Origin of the sequence: Burkholderia sp. AU45388 (genome assembly GCF_030481585.1) — a bacterium.
Lineage (GTDB): Bacteria > Pseudomonadota > Gammaproteobacteria > Burkholderiales > Burkholderiaceae > Burkholderia > Burkholderia sola.
This window is the reverse complement of the sequence record NZ_JAUJPV010000004.1, coordinates 215,749-230,498: the sequence shown is the minus strand read 5'-3', so window position 1 is coordinate 230,498 and position 14,750 is coordinate 215,749. Positions and strand designations below refer to the sequence as shown.

Here is a 14,750-nt window from a genome sequence, read left to right as displayed (position 1 = left end):
CCGGCGAACGACGTAGGAAGTGATGCCATGACGGTTGCATATATCGGACTGGGGGCGAATCTCGGCGATGCGCGCCAGACCCTGAAGGACGCGGTGGTGTGCCTCGCGCAGCAGCGCACCATCTCGATCCTCGGCAAATCGAGCCTGTATCGCACGGCGCCGTTCGAAGCGGGCGGCGACGACTACTACAACTGCGTCGTCAAGCTCGACACGACGCTGTCGGCCCGCGAGCTGCTCGCGCTCTGCCAGAAGATCGAACATCACTTCGGCCGCGAGCGCCCGTATCGCAATGCGCCGCGCACGCTCGACCTCGACATCCTGCTGTTCGGCGCCGATTCGATCGACGAACCCGACCTGATCGTCCCGCACCCGCGCCTCACCGACCGCGCCTTCGCGCTCGTGCCGCTCGTCGAGATCGAGCCGGCGCTCGACATCCCCGCGCGCGGCCGAGCCGACGCCTTTCTCGCCGCCGTCGCGGATCAGCGCGTCGAAAAGGTGCAAACCTGCCAGTGCCCGATGCAAAAGGCGCTCGCTGCCGGCGAAGACGCCGACAAGACCCGCTGCCGATGAACTCGACTCCGCTGACCGTCACCGCGCCCGACCTGCGCGCCCCGCACCGCTATCTCGTGATCGAAGGCCCGATCGGCGTCGGCAAGACGACGCTCGCGCGCCTGCTCGGCGAGCGCTGGTCGATGCAGACGCTGCTCGAGCGCCCGCAGGACAACCCGTTCCTCGAACGTTTCTATCGCGACACCGCGCGCTACGCGCTGCCCGTGCAGCTGTCGTTCGCGCTGCAGCGCGCGCAGCAGGCGCGGGAGCTGATCGGCGCGCTCGACACGGGCCGCCCCGTCATCGCCGATTTCATGCCGCAGAAGAACGACATCTTCGCGCGGCTGAACCTGCCGGAAGACGAGTGGCAGCTGTACCGCTCGGTCGCCACGCACGTCGACGTGCCGCAGGCGCCGTCGCCCGATCTCGTCGTGTACCTGCAGGCCAGCCCCGAAGTGCTGTTCTCGCGCATCCAGAAGCGCGGGACGCCGATGGAGCTGCAGATCAGCGATGCGTACCTGCGCTCGCTCGTCGACGCGTACAACGAATTCTTCTACCACTACGACCGCACGCCGGTCCTGACGGTCGCGGCCGAACACCTGAACCCGCTGGATTCCCCCGACGATCTCGCCCTGCTGGTCGAGCGCATCGAGACGATGCGCGGCCGCAAGGAATTCTTCGTGAAGGGCGAGACGACGCGCTGACGCGTCCTCGCCTGTCGTTCCTCACCCATCGACCCGGATTTCCCATGACCTATCTCCAGGAATCGAGCCGGCCTGCCGTGACGGTACCCAAGCTGCAGGCAATGCGCGACGCCGGCGAGAAGATCGCGATGCTCACGTGCTACGACGCGAGCTTTTCCGCGCTGCTCGATCGCGCGGGCACCGACGTGCTGCTGATCGGCGATTCGCTTGGCAACGTGCTGCAGGGCCACGCGACCACGCTGCCCGTGTCGATCGACGACATCGCGTACCACACCGCGTGTGTCGCCCGGGCGCAGCCGCGCGCGCTCGTCGTCGCCGATCTGCCGTTCGGCACGTACGGCACGCCGGTCGACGCATTCGCGAACGCGGTCAAGCTGATGCGCGCGGGCGCGCAGATGGTCAAGCTCGAAGGCGGCGAATGGCTCGCCGATACGATCCGCTTCCTCGTCGAACGCTCGGTGCCCGTGTGCGCGCACCTCGGCCTCACGCCGCAGTCGGTGCATGCGTTCGGCGGCTTCAAGGTGCAGGGCAAGACCGAGGCCGGCGCCGCGCAACTGCTGCGCGACGCGCGCGCGATCGAGGACGCCGGTGCGCAGCTCGTCGTGCTCGAAGCGGTGCCGACGCTCGTCGCGGCCGAAGTCACGCACATGCTGAAGATTCCGACGATCGGCATCGGCGCCGGCGTCGACTGCTCGGGGCAGGTGCTCGTGCTGCACGACATGCTCGGCGTTTTTCCCGGCAAGCGGCCGCGCTTCGTGAAGGATTTCATGCACGGACAGCCGACTATTCAGGCGGCCGTCGAAGCGTATGTGAGCGCGGTGAAGAATCGGTCGTTTCCAGGCCCGGAACACTCGTTCTGACGTCGCCGGCTGGATGTAAAAAAGCGCGACGCCCTTTACAGGGCGCCGCGCTTTTTCGTTTGTGCGCTGCTTGGATCACCGAGTTCGTGACACTGGAGCAAGCATACGGCGCCCGCTCCATCACATCGTCACTTCAGCAGCGCATCGAGCGCCCCACGTAATGCATTGGTCAGCAACAGCGCTTGCGCGCGTGCCAGATCGCCAAGCGTGACGACGCGCTCCACTGCCCCGAATGCCGGATCGTCGAGCAGCACGCCGCGCATCACGCCCGGCAGCACGCCGCACGCCAGCGGTGGCGTCACCCACTGGCCGTCGAGCTTCACGAACAGGTTCGAGCGCCCGCCTTCCGTCACCTCGCCGCGCTCGTTGACGAACAGCATGTCGAACCCGCCGAGCGCCTCCGCCGCCTGCCACGCGCGGTCGTATTCGGCGCGGCGCGTGGTCTTGTGCAGCAGCAGTGCATCGTCGGCTCGAGTCGGCGCGAAGCCGTGCGCGGAAGCCAGCAGCACACCGACCGGCCCCGCCGGCAGCGGCTTGAGCGGCGCCGCGACGATCTCGATCGTACCGTCCTTCGCGAGCGCAAGCTTCATCCGGTACGCGCCGTCGCCGTCGAGCGCCGCGCAGCGGGCGTGGATCTCGCGGCGTAGCGCGTCAGCGTCGAAACGGAAGCCGAACGCGTCCGCGCTGCGTTGCAGCCGCGCGAGATGGCGTTCGAGATGGCGGATGCCGTCCGCCCGCGTGGCGGCCGTCGTTTCGAACAACTGGAAGCCGGGATCGGCGTCCGTCAGGAATCGCGCTTTCAATTCGCACTCCGCATATTCGTCGGCCGCGACGCTGTCGAGCACGATGCCCGCGCCGACGCCCATCGTGCCGCGTCGCCGGCTGGCTGCCGTGGTGGCGGTGCCCGGACTGTCCGTGTCGTTGCCGATGCCGTCCGCATCGAGCGTCAGCGTCCGGATCGCCACCGACAGGCAGAAATCGCCGCAACCGGCCGCCGCGCCGTGCAGCGCATCGTCCGCGCCCTTCGTCGGCGCGTCGAGCCAGCCGATCGCCCCCGTATAGAGCCCGCGCGGTGTCGACTCGATCGTGTCGATCAACTGCATCGTCTTGTACTTCGGCGCGCCCGTGATCGACCCGCAAGGGAACAGCGCGCGCAGCATCTGCGCGAACGTGGTGCCGTCGCGCCAGCCGGCCTCGATAGTCGACGTCATCTGCCACACAGATGCATACGGCTCGACCGAGAACAGCGCCGGCACCTCGACGGTGCCCGTGCGCGCGATCCGCGACACGTCGTTGCGCAGCAAGTCGACGATCATCACGTTTTCCGCGCGATTCTTCGGATCACTCGCGAGGAATGCGGCGGCCGCCGCGTCTTCACGTGGATCGGCCGAACGCGGCGCCGTACCCTTCATCGGCCGCGCGCGCAGCACGTCGCCGTGCTTCTCGACGAACAGCTCGGGCGAGCACGATACGACCCATGCGCCGTCGGGCAGCGCGATCAGCGCGCCGTACCGCACCGGCTGGCGCGCGCGCAGCCGCCGGTACAGCGCGAGCGGCGTGCCGAACACGTCGAAATTCAGCCGGTACGTGTAATTGACCTGATACGAATCGCCCACGCGCAACGCGTCGTGCACCGCGGCGATCGCCGCGTCGAACGCATCGCGCGACACGCTCTTCGAGACATGTGCGACACCCGCGATCGACGGCGTGCCGCCGCCGTCCTGCCGCGCGAGCCACGCGTCGACTTCGTCGCGCGACAGCCGCTCGCAGCGCGCGAACAGCAAAAAGCGCAGCGGGGCATGGCCCGGCTGCGCTTTTTGCAGGTTGCGTCCGAATTCGTAATCGCCGACGACGACCGCATGCAGCCCGTCGCGCAGATCCTGCGCCACCGCCGCATCGATGGCGTCGAGCTGCGCCGGGTCCGTGCACACGCGTTCGCGCACGAAGCCCGAATACAAACGACTCGACCGCGCGGACGCGGTCGAGTCGCAATCGTCCAAGAGCGCGAACGACGCGCTCTCGTTGCCTTCAGTCATGCCGTTACTCGAAGAAGCTCTTCACACGGTCGAACCAGCTCTTGCTCTGCGGGCTGTGACGCGCGCCGCCCTCGGCCAGCGACTTCTCGAACTGCTTGAGCAGGTCGCGCTGGGTGTCGGTCAGCTTCACGGGCGTCTCGACCTGCACGTGCACGTACAGATCGCCCGCGATGCTCGAACGCAGCCCCTTGATGCCCTTGCCGCGCAAGCGGAACGTCTTGCCCGACTGCGTGCCTTCCGGCACCGGGAACGACGCGCGGCCCGCCAGCGTCGGCACCTCGATCTCGCCGCCGAGTGCGGCGGTCGTGAACGGAATCGGCATCTGGCAGTGGAGATCGTCGCCGTCGCGCTCGAACACCGCGTGCGGCTTGATGTGGATCTCGACGTACAGGTCGCCCGGCGGCCCGCCGTTGATGCCCGGCTCGCCGTTGCCGGCCGAGCGGATCCGCATCCCGTCGTCGATCCCGGCCGGGATCTTCACTTCGAGCGTCTTGGTTTCCTTCACCTTGCCCGACCCGTGGCAATGCGCGCACGGCTCGGGGATGTAGGTGCCCGTGCCATGGCACTTCGGGCAGGTCTGCTGGATGCTGAAGAAGCCTTGCGACATCCGCACCGTGCCCTGGCCGTGACAGGTCGGGCAGGTTTCCGGCTTCGTGCCGGGCTTCGCGCCCGACCCGTGGCAGACGTCGCACGACACCCAGCTCGGCACGCGGATCTGCGTGTCGTAACCGTGCGCGGCCTGCTCGAGCGTGATTTCCATGCTGTAGCGCAGGTCGGCGCCGCGGTACACCTGCGGGCCGCCGCGGCCGCCGCGCGCGGCGCCGCCCGCGGCCTGACCGAAGATGTCGCCGAAGATGTCGCCGAACGCATCCGCGAAGCCGCCGAAGCCTTGTGCACCCGCACCGCCCATGTTCGGATCGACGCCCGCGTGCCCGTACTGGTCGTACGCGGCCCGCTTCTGACCATCCGACAGCATTTCATAGGCTTCCTTCACCTCCTTGAAATGCTCTTCCGCATCCTTGCTGTCCGGATTGCGGTCAGGGTGATACTTCATCGCAAGCTTGCGATATGCCTTCTTGATTTCGTCGTCGCTCGCATTCTTCGCGACGCCCAGAACCTCGTAGTAATCCCGTTTCGCCATATCGATTCACTGTGCCGCCACGCATCGCGCACGCGGCGGCTCCTTTCGCCCGCAGTAAAGTCTCTCGACTCGTCTGGCGCTGCACCGTCCGCGGACGGCTCGCGCAGCACCCGCCAAAAAACAAATGTGCCCGGAGGGCCGCAAGGCCCGCCAGGCGTGGAGTCGATCCGGCCATCCGGAAGGAAAGACAGACCGCTTTTCAGCCGCTGGTCGGTCGCGCCGCGCGCGTTTTTGCGCGCGGCGTACGGTGCCATTGCTACCCGGCTTAGTCCTTCTTCACTTCCTTGAACTCGGCGTCGACGACGTCGTCGGCAGCCTGTTGCGCACCACCTGCATGGGCCGCGCCTTCCGTCGCACCGGCTGCGCCTGCCGCACCCGCTTGCTGGGCCTGCATGTCGGCGTACATCTTCTCGCCGAGCTTCTGCGAGACCTTGCCGAGCTCCTCGACCTTCGCGTCGATCGCCGCCTTGTCGGCCGACGTGTCCTTCAGCGCGTCCTCGAGCGACTTCAGCGCCGCTTCGATCGCTTCCTTCTCGCCCGCGTCCAGCTTGTCGCCGTACTCGGTCAGCGCCTTCTTCGTGCTGTGGACCAGCGCGTCGCCCTGGTTGCGCGAATCGGCCAGCTCGCGCAGCTTGTGGTCTTCCGCTGCGTTCGCTTCCGCGTCCTTGATCATCTGGTCGATTTCAGCCTCGGACAGGCCCGAGTTCGCCTTGATCGTGATCTTGTTTTCCTTGCCGGTCGCCTTGTCCTTCGCGCCGACGTGCAGGATGCCGTTCGCGTCGATGTCGAAGGTCACTTCGATCTGCGGCACGCCGCGCGGTGCCGGCGGGATGCCTTCGAGGTTGAACTCGCCGAGCAGCTTGTTGCCCGCCGCCATTTCGCGTTCGCCCTGGAACACCTTGATCGTCACGGCGCCCTGGTTGTCGTCGGCCGTCGAGTACACCTGAGCGTGCTTCGTCGGGATCGTCGTGTTCTTGTTGATCATCTTCGTCATCACGCCGCCGAGCGTCTCGATACCGAGCGACAGCGGGGTCACGTCGAGCAGCAGCACGTCCTTGCGGTCGCCCGACAGCACCTGGCCCTGGATCGCCGCGCCGACCGCGACGGCTTCGTCCGGGTTCACGTCACGGCGCGGATCCTTGCCGAAGAACTCCTTCACCTTCTCCATGACCTTCGGCATGCGCGTCTGGCCGCCGACCAGGATCACGTCGTCGATGTCCGACACCTTGACGCCTGCGTCCTTGATCGCGATGCGGCACGGTTCGATCGTGCGCTCGACGAGGTCTTCCACCAGCGCTTCCAGCTTCGCGCGGGTGATCTTCAGGTTCAAGTGCTTCGGGCCCGATGCGTCCGCCGTGATGTACGGCAGGTTGATTTCGGTCTGCTGGCCCGACGACAGCTCGATCTTCGCCTTTTCGGCGGCTTCCTTCAGGCGCTGCAGCGCGAGCACGTCCTTCGACAGGTCGACGCCCTGCTCCTTCTTGAACTCGCCGATGATGTAATCGATGATGCGCTGGTCGAAGTCTTCGCCGCCGAGGAACGTGTCGCCGTTGGTCGACAGCACTTCGAACTGCATTTCGCCGTCGACGTCCGCGATCTCGATGATCGACACGTCGAACGTGCCGCCGCCGAGGTCGTACACGGCGATCTTGCGGTCGCCCTTCTCGACCTTGTCGAGACCGAACGCGAGCGCGGCCGCCGTCGGCTCGTTGATGATCCGCTTGACTTCGAGGCCCGCGATGCGGCCGGCGTCCTTGGTCGCCTGGCGCTGGCTGTCGTTGAAGTACGCCGGCACCGTGATCACGGCTTCCGTGACCGGCTCGCCGAGGTAGTCTTCGGCCGTCTTCTTCATCTTGCGCAGCACTTCGGCCGACACTTGCGGCGGCGCGAGCTTTTCGCCGTGCGCCTCGACCCATGCATCGCCGTTGTCGGCCTTGATGATCGAGTACGGCATCAGGCCGATGTCCTTCTGGACTTCCTTCTCTTCGAAGCGGCGGCCGATCAGGCGCTTCACCGCGAACAGCGTGTTCTTCGGGTTGGTCACCGACTGGCGCTTGGCCGGCGCGCCGACGAGCACTTCGTTGTCGTCCATGTACGCGATGATCGACGGCGTGGTGCGCGTGCCTTCCGAGTTCTCGATGACCTTGACCTGGTTGCCTTCCATGATGGCGACGCACGAGTTCGTGGTGCCAAGGTCAATACCGATGATCTTTCCCATTTTTTCCTAATCTCCAGAAATGCTTGTTTGCTGCACGAAACCCCGCGTTTTTGGGCGGTTTCGCACGCCAGAATTCAACTCTGTTCCCGAAATGCGTCCGTCCGATCCGTTTTCAAGACCCGACGAGCGATGCGGATATTAAATTTTTTCAATCGCCGCCGGCTAGCGGATCGCACCCGACGGATCGCCGCCCGACGGATCGCCGCCCGACGGATCGCCGCCCGATACGATCTTCGCGCGTGCCGCCGCGACGGCGGCCTGGAACTGCGCGAGGCCATGCCAGCCGGTCGCGCGGCCCAGCCGCTTGCCGCGGTGGAAGAAGAACCACGTCGGCACGCCGTGCAGCCCGAAGCGGCGCCCCAGTTGAGGGTGTTCGTACACGTTGCAATGGAACCACTTCAAATCCAGCGCGCGGATCGGGGCCGGCTGGGCAAGCATCGCCTTCTTCGCGATCTCGCAGTTGAAGCAGTCGACGCCCCAGAAGAACACCACCGCCAGCGCATCGCCCGCGCCGTCGATGGCCGCGTCGAACGTGCCGGCGTCGAGCGCCTGCATGTCGAACGCGTCGAACGCGGCCGGATCGACGCCGGCGGGCACCATCTCCGCTGCCTTACTTCGACTGCGCGACGGTGACGAGCGCGGGGCGCAGCACGCGGTCGGCGATCATGTAGCCCTTTTGCAGCACCGTGACGACGGTGTTCGGCTCCTGCTCGGCCGGCACCATCGAAATGGCCTGGTGCTGATGCGGATCGAACTTCTCGCCAACCGGGTTGATCGCGACGACGCGGCCCTTCTCGAGCGCGCTCGTCAGTTGGCGCAGCGTCAGCTCGACGCCTTCGCGCACCTTCGCGATGTCGCCGGAGGTATCGCCGACGGCCGCTTCCAGGCTGTCCAGCACCGGCAGCAGGTGTTCCGCGAAGCTCTCGATCGCGAACTTGTGTGCCTTCGACACGTCGTCCTGCGCGCGGCGGCGCACGTTCTCGGTTTCGGCCTTCGCCCGCAGGAAGCTTTCCTGGAGCTCGGCGACCTTGGCTTGAGCCTCCGCGAGCGCCGCGTCGGCAGCTTCGGCGGCGGGTGCGGCGCCTTGCGCCGCCTGCTTCTCGCTGCCGATGTCTTCGCCCGATTGGGTAGCCGGATTCTCTTGCGTGTTTTCCATGTCGCTGAAAGTCGATTAGAGGTTGAAGCCAAATCGGCGACCGCCGGACGTATACTCGGCGGCACCGCACATTACTGGTGCAAATAAGGGCGAAAACTGCGATTTCAAGAGGGTCTTTCGCCGGCATTCGCCAATGCCGCGAAACAACCGAGCGTTTTCGGGTGCAGGCGTCGCATAGTCCGCCCGATCGGGCGAAACGGCCTGTAACAACGCTTACCCGCCCAGTACTAGCTCCGCACAGGCCGGCTGCACTACACTCCATTCAGGCGTCGTAAAGCGTGTTTACCCTTAGCCGACCGTCGCCCGACATCCACCTGCCGCCGTTTTCACCCTTGTTCTCGAGGGGAGTACCGTGAAACTGACCTTTGCGATATCGGTGGTCGCGCTGGTACTCATTGCCGGCACCACCACCATCTGCCTGTCGGGAGCCGTCACCGATCGCACGACCGAATACGGAAGCGTGCGGGCGACGTTCGACCAGATGTTCAGCTCCCACCAGAAAATCTGTCGATGATGCGCCGGTCGCGTTTCGTCGGCCGGCCGTGCAACTCGGCCGCCGGCTCGCGATACGTGCGGCGCCGCTCCAGTTCGGCGAGCCGCGCGGCCCGCCCTGCTTCCGTTTCCGCATAGAGCGTCTGCGCGACGCTCGCGGGCCCGCGCACGTCGCACACGCCCAGCACGGCAATGTGCCAGACGATGCCGTCGATCGCAATCTCGACCTCGTCGCCCACCCGCACGTCCTTCGCCGGCTTGACCGCCGCGCCGCCGATCTTCACGTGCCCCTTGTCGACCGCATCGGTCGCGAGCGAGCGTGTCTTGAAGAACCGGGCCGCCCACAGCCATTTGTCGATGCGCAGCTTCGCACCTGGCTCCGTCGAAATCTTGTAGTTCATGTCGGCCTCCGCCGGGCCGCCCCAAGGGCGTAGCAGGGAATTCGCAGCGCATCGCTCCGCGCCTGCGTAGCCGGCCGGCTTTGCAAAGCCGGCCGTGGGCGGCGCACCGCTCTCTTGGGGAACAGCGGACGTAGCGAGCGTGGGAATCGTTTCATCTCAGCTTACCGTTTCAGCCTGCGCGGCCTTGACCGGCCAGCCCTGCAGGTTCTCCGCGACGATCTCGCCGAGCGCGCCGATCCACGCGGACGCGCCGTTCAGGCACGGAATCCGGTGGAAGGTCTTGCCGCCGCCGGCGAGGAATTCATCGCGCACTTCCATGCCGATTTCCTCGATCGTCTCCAGGCAGTCGGCCGTGAAGCCGGGACAGAACACGTCGGCCCGCCGCACGCCGGCCTCGCCGAATTCGCGCAGCGTCGGCGCGGTGTACGGCTGCAGCCATTCGGCCTTGCCGAAGCGCGACTGGAACGTGACGCGGCATTCGGTGCCCGACAGCCCGAGCGCGGCCGTCAGCAACGCGCCCGTCTGCTGGCACTGGTCGTGATACGGGTCGCCGAGATCGAGCGTGCGCTTCGGCACGCCGTGGAAACTCAGCACGAGTTTGTCGCCGGCCGCGAAATCGGGCCGGCCGTGCTGCGCCCAGTACTGGCGCACCTGCTCGGCCAGCGCGTGGATATAGGCCGGATGGTCGGCGTAGTGCCGCACCGTGCGCACTTCCGGCTGATTGCGCATGCGCGCGAGCGCGGCGAATGCGGCATCGAACGCGGTGGCCGTGGTCGACGCCGAGTATTGCGGATACATCGGCATCAGCAGCACGCGCTCGACGCCCGCGCGCTTGAACTGCGCGAGCGCGTGCGCAATGTTCGGGCTGCCGTAGCGCATCGCGTAATCGACCATCACGTGATAGCCGTTCGACACGAGCAGATGCCGCACGCTGTCGGTCTGGCGCTCGGTGTACACGCGCAGCGGCGAACCCTCGGGCATCCAGACGGCCGCGTATTTCTTCGCGGACGCACGGCCGCGCAGCGGCAGGATCAGCGTGCGCAGCAGCACCTGCCAGACGGCCTGCGGGATTTCGACGACCCGCGGATCCGACAGGAATTCGGCCAGGTAGCGCCGCACCGCGCGCGGCGTGGGCGCGTCGGGCGTGCCGAGATTGATCAGCAGCACACCGACGCGATGGGCGGCCGCGACGCTCGAAGGCGGCTCAAGATCGAAACGCATGGGCAAGAACGTGCTCGGGGCACGGGACCGGACGGCCCTCAATTATAGCGGGCCGTCTCGATCGGGTCGGCTGGCCGATCGGCCGACTGGCGGCGCGCACGACGCCGCGGCACGATGGCGGAACGGCGTCGGCTGCCGCGGTTACTGCTGGCTCAGCGTGAGCGACAGCAGCCGCGCGGTGATGTCGACGATCGGTATCACGCGGTTGTACGCCATCCGGGTCGGGCCGATCACGCCGAGCGTGCCGACGATCTGCCCGTTCACCTCGTACGGCGCGGTGACGACGCTCATTTCCTCGATCGGCACGAGCGTCGATTCGCCGCCGATGAAGATCTGCACGCCCTGGGCGTGGCTCGACACGTCGAGCAACTGCAGGAGGCCCGTCTTTTGGTCGAATACGTCGAACAGCTTGCGCAGCCGCGCCATGTCGGACGAAAGATCCGCCACTTCGAGCAGGTTGCGCTCGCCGGAAATCAGCACGGTGTCCTCCGTGTCGGGCACCTCGGTGCTGGCCGTCACGGCCGCGTGCATCAGCGTGGTCATGTCGCCGCGCAACTGGTCGATTTCGTCGCGCAGGCGGCGGCGCACCTCGTCGAACGACAGCCCGGCGAAATGCGCATTGATGTAGTTGGACGCCTCGGTCAGCTGCGACGGCGAATAGTCGCGCGGCGTCGCGAGCATGCGGTTCTGCACGTCGCCCTCGGGCGTGACGATGATCAGCAGGATGCGCTTGTCGGACAGGCGCATGAACTCGATCTGCTTGAACACGTGGCTGCGGCGCGGCGTCAGCACGACGCCCGCGAATTGCGACAGGTTCGACAGCACGCTCGCGGCGGCGGCGACCACCCGCTGCTGCGGCTCGCCGGCCTGCAGCGTGTTCTGCACCTGGCGGGCGACGGCCTCGGCGTCGATCGGCGCCTCGACCGTCAGCATCGTATCGACGAACAGCCGGTAGCCGCGCGGCGTCGGCACGCGGCCGGCCGACGTGTGCGGGCTCGACACGAGGCCGAGCTCCTCCAGGTCGGACATCACGTTGCGGATCGTCGCCGGGCTCAGCTCGAGCCCGGAGTAACGGGACAACGTGCGCGATCCGACCGGCTGACCGTCGGCGATATACCGTTCGATCAGGGTTTTCAGGAGGGTTCGTGCGCGAGGATCTAGCATGGTGGAAAATTTTAGCGCAACGGCGCGAGCGCGGCGAGTGGCGTCAACCACCGTTGCGCGGGCCGGCCCGATCCGGCCCCGCCGGCGCACTGCCGGTTCTTTTCGTCAACGAGCTATGGTGTAATGCCGGCATGAAAACCGGTAATCAGTTCAGTACTGTCGCGCTCGTCGGCCGGAGCAACACGCCCGGCATCGCCGAACCGCTCGCCACGCTGGCGGACAGCATCGCCAAGCTTGGCTTCGAAGTGGTCTTCGAAGGCGACACCGCTCGCGAAATCGGCATCGCCGGCTACCCGGCGCTCACCCCGGCCGAAATTGGGGCGCGAGCGGACGTGGCGATCGTGCTCGGCGGCGACGGCACGATGCTCGGCATCGGCCGCCAGCTTGCGCCATACCGGACACCGCTGATCGGGATCAACCACGGTCGGCTCGGCTTCATCACCGACATCGCGGCATCCGACATGCACGCGCTCGTTCCCGTGCTGCTGGCCGGCAAGTTCGAGCGCGAGGAGCGCTCGCTGCTCGAGGCGCGGATCATGCGCGACGGCGAACCGATCTACCACGCGCTCGCGTTCAACGACGTCGTCGTGAACCGCAGCGGCTTCTCAGGGATGGTCGAGTTGCGCGCGTCGGTCGACGGCCGCTACATGTACAACCAGCGTTCGGACGGCCTGATCGTCGCGACGCCCACCGGCTCGACCGCCTATGCGCTGTCGTCGGCCGGCCCGATCCTCCATCCGCAGTTGGCCGGCATCGTGCTCGTGCCGATCGCGCCGCACGCGCTGTCGAACCGGCCGATCGTGCTGCCCGACGATTCGAAGATCGCGATCCAGATCGTCGGCGGCCGCGACGTCAACGTGAACTTCGACATGCAGTCGTTCACGTCGCTCGAGCTGAACGACACGATCGAGGTGCGCCGCTCGAAACACACGGTGCCGTTCCTGCACCCGATCGGCTACAGTTACTTCACGACGCTGCGCAAGAAGCTGCACTGGAACGAACACGCATCGAACGAAGACGACAAGGCGTCCTGACGCCGCTCCGCCCGACACCATGCTCCGCCACCTCTCGATCCGCGACTTCGTCATCGTCGCCGCGCTCGATCTCGAATTCGACAGCGGCTTTTCCGTCTTTTCCGGCGAAACCGGCGCCGGCAAATCGATCCTGATCGACGCGCTCGCCCTCGCGCTCGGCGAACGCGCCGACGCGAGCGTCGTGCGCACCGGCTGCGGCCGCGCCGACATCACGGCCGAATTCACGCCGCACGACCGCGTCGCGCGCTGGCTCGACGAACACGCGTTCGACGCCGAGGACACCGTGATGCTGCGCCGCGTGATCGACGCGAACGGCCGGTCGCGGGCCTTCATCAACGGCACCAGCGCGACGCTCGCGCAACTGCGCGAACTCGGCGAGATGCTCGTCGACATCCATGGCCAGCACGCGCACCAGTTGCTGATGCGGCCCGACGCGCAGCGCGAGCTGTTCGACACGCACGCGGGGCTCGTCGCCGATGCCGCGAACGTCGCGCGCGCGTGGCGCGTGTGGCGCGACGCGACGCAGGCGATCGATGCGGCGAAGGCGCACGAGCGCGAATTGCAGCTCGAACGAGAAAAGCTCGCGTGGCAGCTCGCCGAACTCGACAAGCTCGCGCCGCAAGCCGGCGAATGGGACGAAGTCAGTAACGAACACAAGCGCCTGTCGCATTCGGCGAACCTGATCGAAGGCGTGCGCGGCGCGCTCAACGCGCTGTCCGAGTCCGACGACGCGATGCTCGCGCAGCTCGGCGCGATCGTGTCGAAGCTGCGCGGCCTGGCCGACTACGACACCGCGCTCGGCGATGCGCTCGCGTCGCTGGAGCCGGCCGAGATCCAGTTGCAGGAAGCCGTCTATTCGCTGTCGCACTATGCGCAGCGCGTCGATCTCGACCCGGAGCGGCTCGCGCAGGTCGAAACGCGGCTCGACGCGCTGCACTCGACCGCCCGCAAGTTCCGGCTGCCGCCCGACACGCTGCACGAAGAGCATGCGGCGCGCCGCGCCCAGCTCGCCGCGCTCGACGCGGCCGCCGATCTCGGCGCGCTCGAAGCCGCGCAGGCAAAGGCGCGGGAAGCCTATCTCGCCGACGCCAGGCGCCTGTCGAAGGCGCGCGCGCAGGCCGCGAAGGCGCTCGGCACGGCCGTCACGGCCGGCATGCAGGAGCTGTCGATGGCGGGCGGCAGCTTCGAAGTCGCGCTCGTGCCGCTCGCCGACGGCGGCCCGCACGGGCTCGAGCAGGTCGAATTCCGCGTGGCCGGGCACCCGGGCGTGCCGCTGCGACCGCTCGCGAAAGTCGCATCCGGCGGCGAACTCGCACGGATCAGCCTCGCGCTCGCGGTGATCGCCAGCGCGGCGAGCCCGACGCCGACCCTGATCTTCGACGAAGTCGACACGGGGATCGGCGGCGGCGTCGCCGAAGTGGTCGGCCGCCTGCTGCACCAGCTCGGGCGCGAGCGCCAGGTGTTGTGCGTGACGCACCTGCCGCAGGTCGCCGCGCGCGGCGACCATCATTTCCAGGTGGCGAAGGGCGCCGACGAACGCGGCGGCACCGTGTCGTCGGTCATCCCGCTCGACAAGGCGAGCCGCGTCGAGGAAGTCGCGCGGATGCTCGGCGGGCTCGAAATCACGGCCACCACGCGCAAGCACGCGAAGGAAATGCTGGCGGCCTGACCTCGACACCCCACGGCTGAATACAAAGAGACCGGCGCACGCACCGGTCTTTTTTTGCGAGAAGCGGCCTCCCGATCGCGCCCGCACTGCCCGTCGATTCGCACA

Annotated in this window: 14 protein-coding genes; 6 read left to right on the top strand and 8 right to left on the bottom strand. The window is 67.1% G+C overall.

The genetic code is table 11. From position 1 onward, the window contains the following. The first annotated feature begins 27 nt into the window (after nucleotides 1-27). From folK to panB, 3 genes are read left to right on the top strand one after another with little or no spacing between them, the layout of a single operon-like run. Nucleotides 28-570 (top strand): 2-amino-4-hydroxy-6-hydroxymethyldihydropteridine diphosphokinase, encoded by a 543-nt coding sequence (gene folK, locus QZM72_RS10730; protein ID WP_034187173.1) that lies wholly within the window; start codon nucleotides 28-30, stop codon nucleotides 568-570. Beyond that, entirely contained in the window at nucleotides 567-1,253 is a 687-nt protein-coding gene (locus QZM72_RS10725) for a deoxynucleoside kinase (protein ID WP_089466739.1), read from the top strand. Before folK ends, QZM72_RS10725 begins: the two co-directional genes overlap by 4 nt. Nucleotides 1,254-1,297: 44 nt before the next feature. Continuing rightward, nucleotides 1,298-2,113, top strand: a complete 816-nt coding sequence (gene panB / locus QZM72_RS10720) for a 3-methyl-2-oxobutanoate hydroxymethyltransferase (RefSeq protein WP_089466738.1) — start codon at nucleotides 1,298-1,300, stop codon at nucleotides 2,111-2,113. A 128-nt stretch (nucleotides 2,114-2,241) separates the two neighbouring features. On the opposite strand, the gene QZM72_RS10715 is transcribed toward panB, so the two are convergent. The 5 genes from QZM72_RS10715 to grpE form a co-directional block, all read right to left on the bottom strand. Beyond that, a complete protein-coding gene (locus QZM72_RS10715) occupies nucleotides 2,242-4,149 on the bottom strand; it encodes a chorismate-binding protein (RefSeq protein WP_089466737.1) in 1,908 nt (635 codons plus the stop codon). A gap of 4 nt (nucleotides 4,150-4,153) precedes the next feature. Next, on the bottom strand, nucleotides 4,154-5,290 hold the full coding sequence (dnaJ, locus tag QZM72_RS10710) for a molecular chaperone DnaJ (protein ID WP_089466736.1): 1,137 nt from the start codon (nucleotides 5,288-5,290) through the stop codon (nucleotides 4,154-4,156). A 265-nt stretch (nucleotides 5,291-5,555) separates the two neighbouring features. After that, nucleotides 5,556-7,508 carry a molecular chaperone DnaK gene (gene dnaK, locus QZM72_RS10705; protein WP_089466735.1) on the bottom strand — a complete coding sequence of 651 codons (1,953 nt, stop codon included), beginning with the start codon at nucleotides 7,506-7,508 and terminating at the stop codon, nucleotides 5,556-5,558. A 162-nt stretch (nucleotides 7,509-7,670) separates the two neighbouring features. Continuing rightward, the gene (locus QZM72_RS10700; protein WP_301738037.1) at nucleotides 7,671-8,108 is read right to left on the bottom strand and encodes a thioredoxin family protein; all 438 of its coding nucleotides are present in this window, start codon (nucleotides 8,106-8,108) and stop codon (nucleotides 7,671-7,673) included. A gap of 10 nt (nucleotides 8,109-8,118) precedes the next feature. Then, nucleotides 8,119-8,664, bottom strand: coding sequence for a nucleotide exchange factor GrpE (gene grpE, locus QZM72_RS10695; protein WP_089466733.1), 546 nt, complete (start codon nucleotides 8,662-8,664; stop codon nucleotides 8,119-8,121). A 352-nt stretch (nucleotides 8,665-9,016) separates the two neighbouring features. On the opposite strand from grpE, the gene QZM72_RS10690 reads away from it, so the two are divergent. Then, complete coding sequence (locus QZM72_RS10690; protein WP_179233369.1) at nucleotides 9,017-9,178, top strand: hypothetical protein; 162 nt, start codon at nucleotides 9,017-9,019, stop codon at nucleotides 9,176-9,178. Here the strand turns inward: QZM72_RS10690 and QZM72_RS10685 are convergent. The 3 genes from QZM72_RS10685 to hrcA form a co-directional block, all read right to left on the bottom strand. After that, on the bottom strand, nucleotides 9,150-9,557 hold the full coding sequence (locus QZM72_RS10685; RefSeq protein ID WP_043189537.1) for an RNA-binding S4 domain-containing protein: 408 nt from the start codon (nucleotides 9,555-9,557) through the stop codon (nucleotides 9,150-9,152). The genes QZM72_RS10690 and QZM72_RS10685 overlap by 29 nt on opposite strands. A 156-nt stretch (nucleotides 9,558-9,713) precedes the next feature. After that, nucleotides 9,714-10,778: a ferrochelatase gene (hemH, locus tag QZM72_RS10680; RefSeq protein WP_089466731.1), complete on the bottom strand. Its 1,065-nt coding sequence runs from the start codon at nucleotides 10,776-10,778 to the stop codon at nucleotides 9,714-9,716. A 141-nt stretch (nucleotides 10,779-10,919) separates the two neighbouring features. Next, nucleotides 10,920-11,942 carry a heat-inducible transcriptional repressor HrcA gene (gene hrcA / locus QZM72_RS10675; RefSeq protein ID WP_011544637.1) on the bottom strand — a complete coding sequence of 341 codons (1,023 nt, stop codon included), beginning with the start codon at nucleotides 11,940-11,942 and terminating at the stop codon, nucleotides 10,920-10,922. A 131-nt stretch (nucleotides 11,943-12,073) separates the two neighbouring features. Between hrcA and QZM72_RS10670 the strand changes: the two genes are divergently transcribed. Both QZM72_RS10670 and recN read left to right on the top strand, forming a co-directional pair. Then, the gene (locus tag QZM72_RS10670; protein ID WP_089466730.1) at nucleotides 12,074-12,976 is read left to right on the top strand and encodes an NAD kinase; all 903 of its coding nucleotides are present in this window, start codon (nucleotides 12,074-12,076) and stop codon (nucleotides 12,974-12,976) included. A gap of 19 nt (nucleotides 12,977-12,995) precedes the next feature. After that, a complete protein-coding gene (gene recN / locus QZM72_RS10665) occupies nucleotides 12,996-14,645 on the top strand; it encodes a DNA repair protein RecN (protein WP_089466729.1) in 1,650 nt (549 codons plus the stop codon). Nucleotides 14,646-14,750: the final 105 nt, after the last annotated feature.

Excerpts from the sequence above, each read along its gene's own strand:
- dnaJ (WP_089466736.1), bottom strand. The coding sequence starts at position 5,290 with ATGGCGAAACGGGATTACTACGAGGTTCTGGGCGTCGCGAAGAATGCG.
- grpE (WP_089466733.1), bottom strand. The coding sequence starts at position 8,664 with ATGGAAAACACGCAAGAGAATCCGGCTACCCAATCGGGCGAAGACATC.
- panB (WP_089466738.1), top strand. The coding sequence starts at position 1,298 with ATGACCTATCTCCAGGAATCGAGCCGGCCTGCCGTGACGGTACCCAAG.
- QZM72_RS10685 (WP_043189537.1), bottom strand. The coding sequence starts at position 9,557 with ATGAACTACAAGATTTCGACGGAGCCAGGTGCGAAGCTGCGCATCGAC.
- hemH (WP_089466731.1), bottom strand. The coding sequence starts at position 10,778 with ATGCGTTTCGATCTTGAGCCGCCTTCGAGCGTCGCGGCCGCCCATCGC.
- recN (WP_089466729.1), top strand. The coding sequence starts at position 12,996 with ATGCTCCGCCACCTCTCGATCCGCGACTTCGTCATCGTCGCCGCGCTC.
- QZM72_RS10700 (WP_301738037.1), bottom strand. The coding sequence starts at position 8,108 with ATGGTGCCCGCCGGCGTCGATCCGGCCGCGTTCGACGCGTTCGACATG.
- QZM72_RS10670 (WP_089466730.1), top strand. The coding sequence starts at position 12,074 with ATGAAAACCGGTAATCAGTTCAGTACTGTCGCGCTCGTCGGCCGGAGC.
- dnaK (WP_089466735.1), bottom strand. The coding sequence starts at position 7,508 with ATGGGAAAGATCATCGGTATTGACCTTGGCACCACGAACTCGTGCGTC.
- QZM72_RS10715 (WP_089466737.1), bottom strand. The coding sequence starts at position 4,149 with ATGACTGAAGGCAACGAGAGCGCGTCGTTCGCGCTCTTGGACGATTGC.
- folK (WP_034187173.1), top strand. The coding sequence starts at position 28 with ATGACGGTTGCATATATCGGACTGGGGGCGAATCTCGGCGATGCGCGC.
- hrcA (WP_011544637.1), bottom strand. The coding sequence starts at position 11,942 with ATGCTAGATCCTCGCGCACGAACCCTCCTGAAAACCCTGATCGAACGG.
- QZM72_RS10725 (WP_089466739.1), top strand. The coding sequence starts at position 567 with ATGAACTCGACTCCGCTGACCGTCACCGCGCCCGACCTGCGCGCCCCG.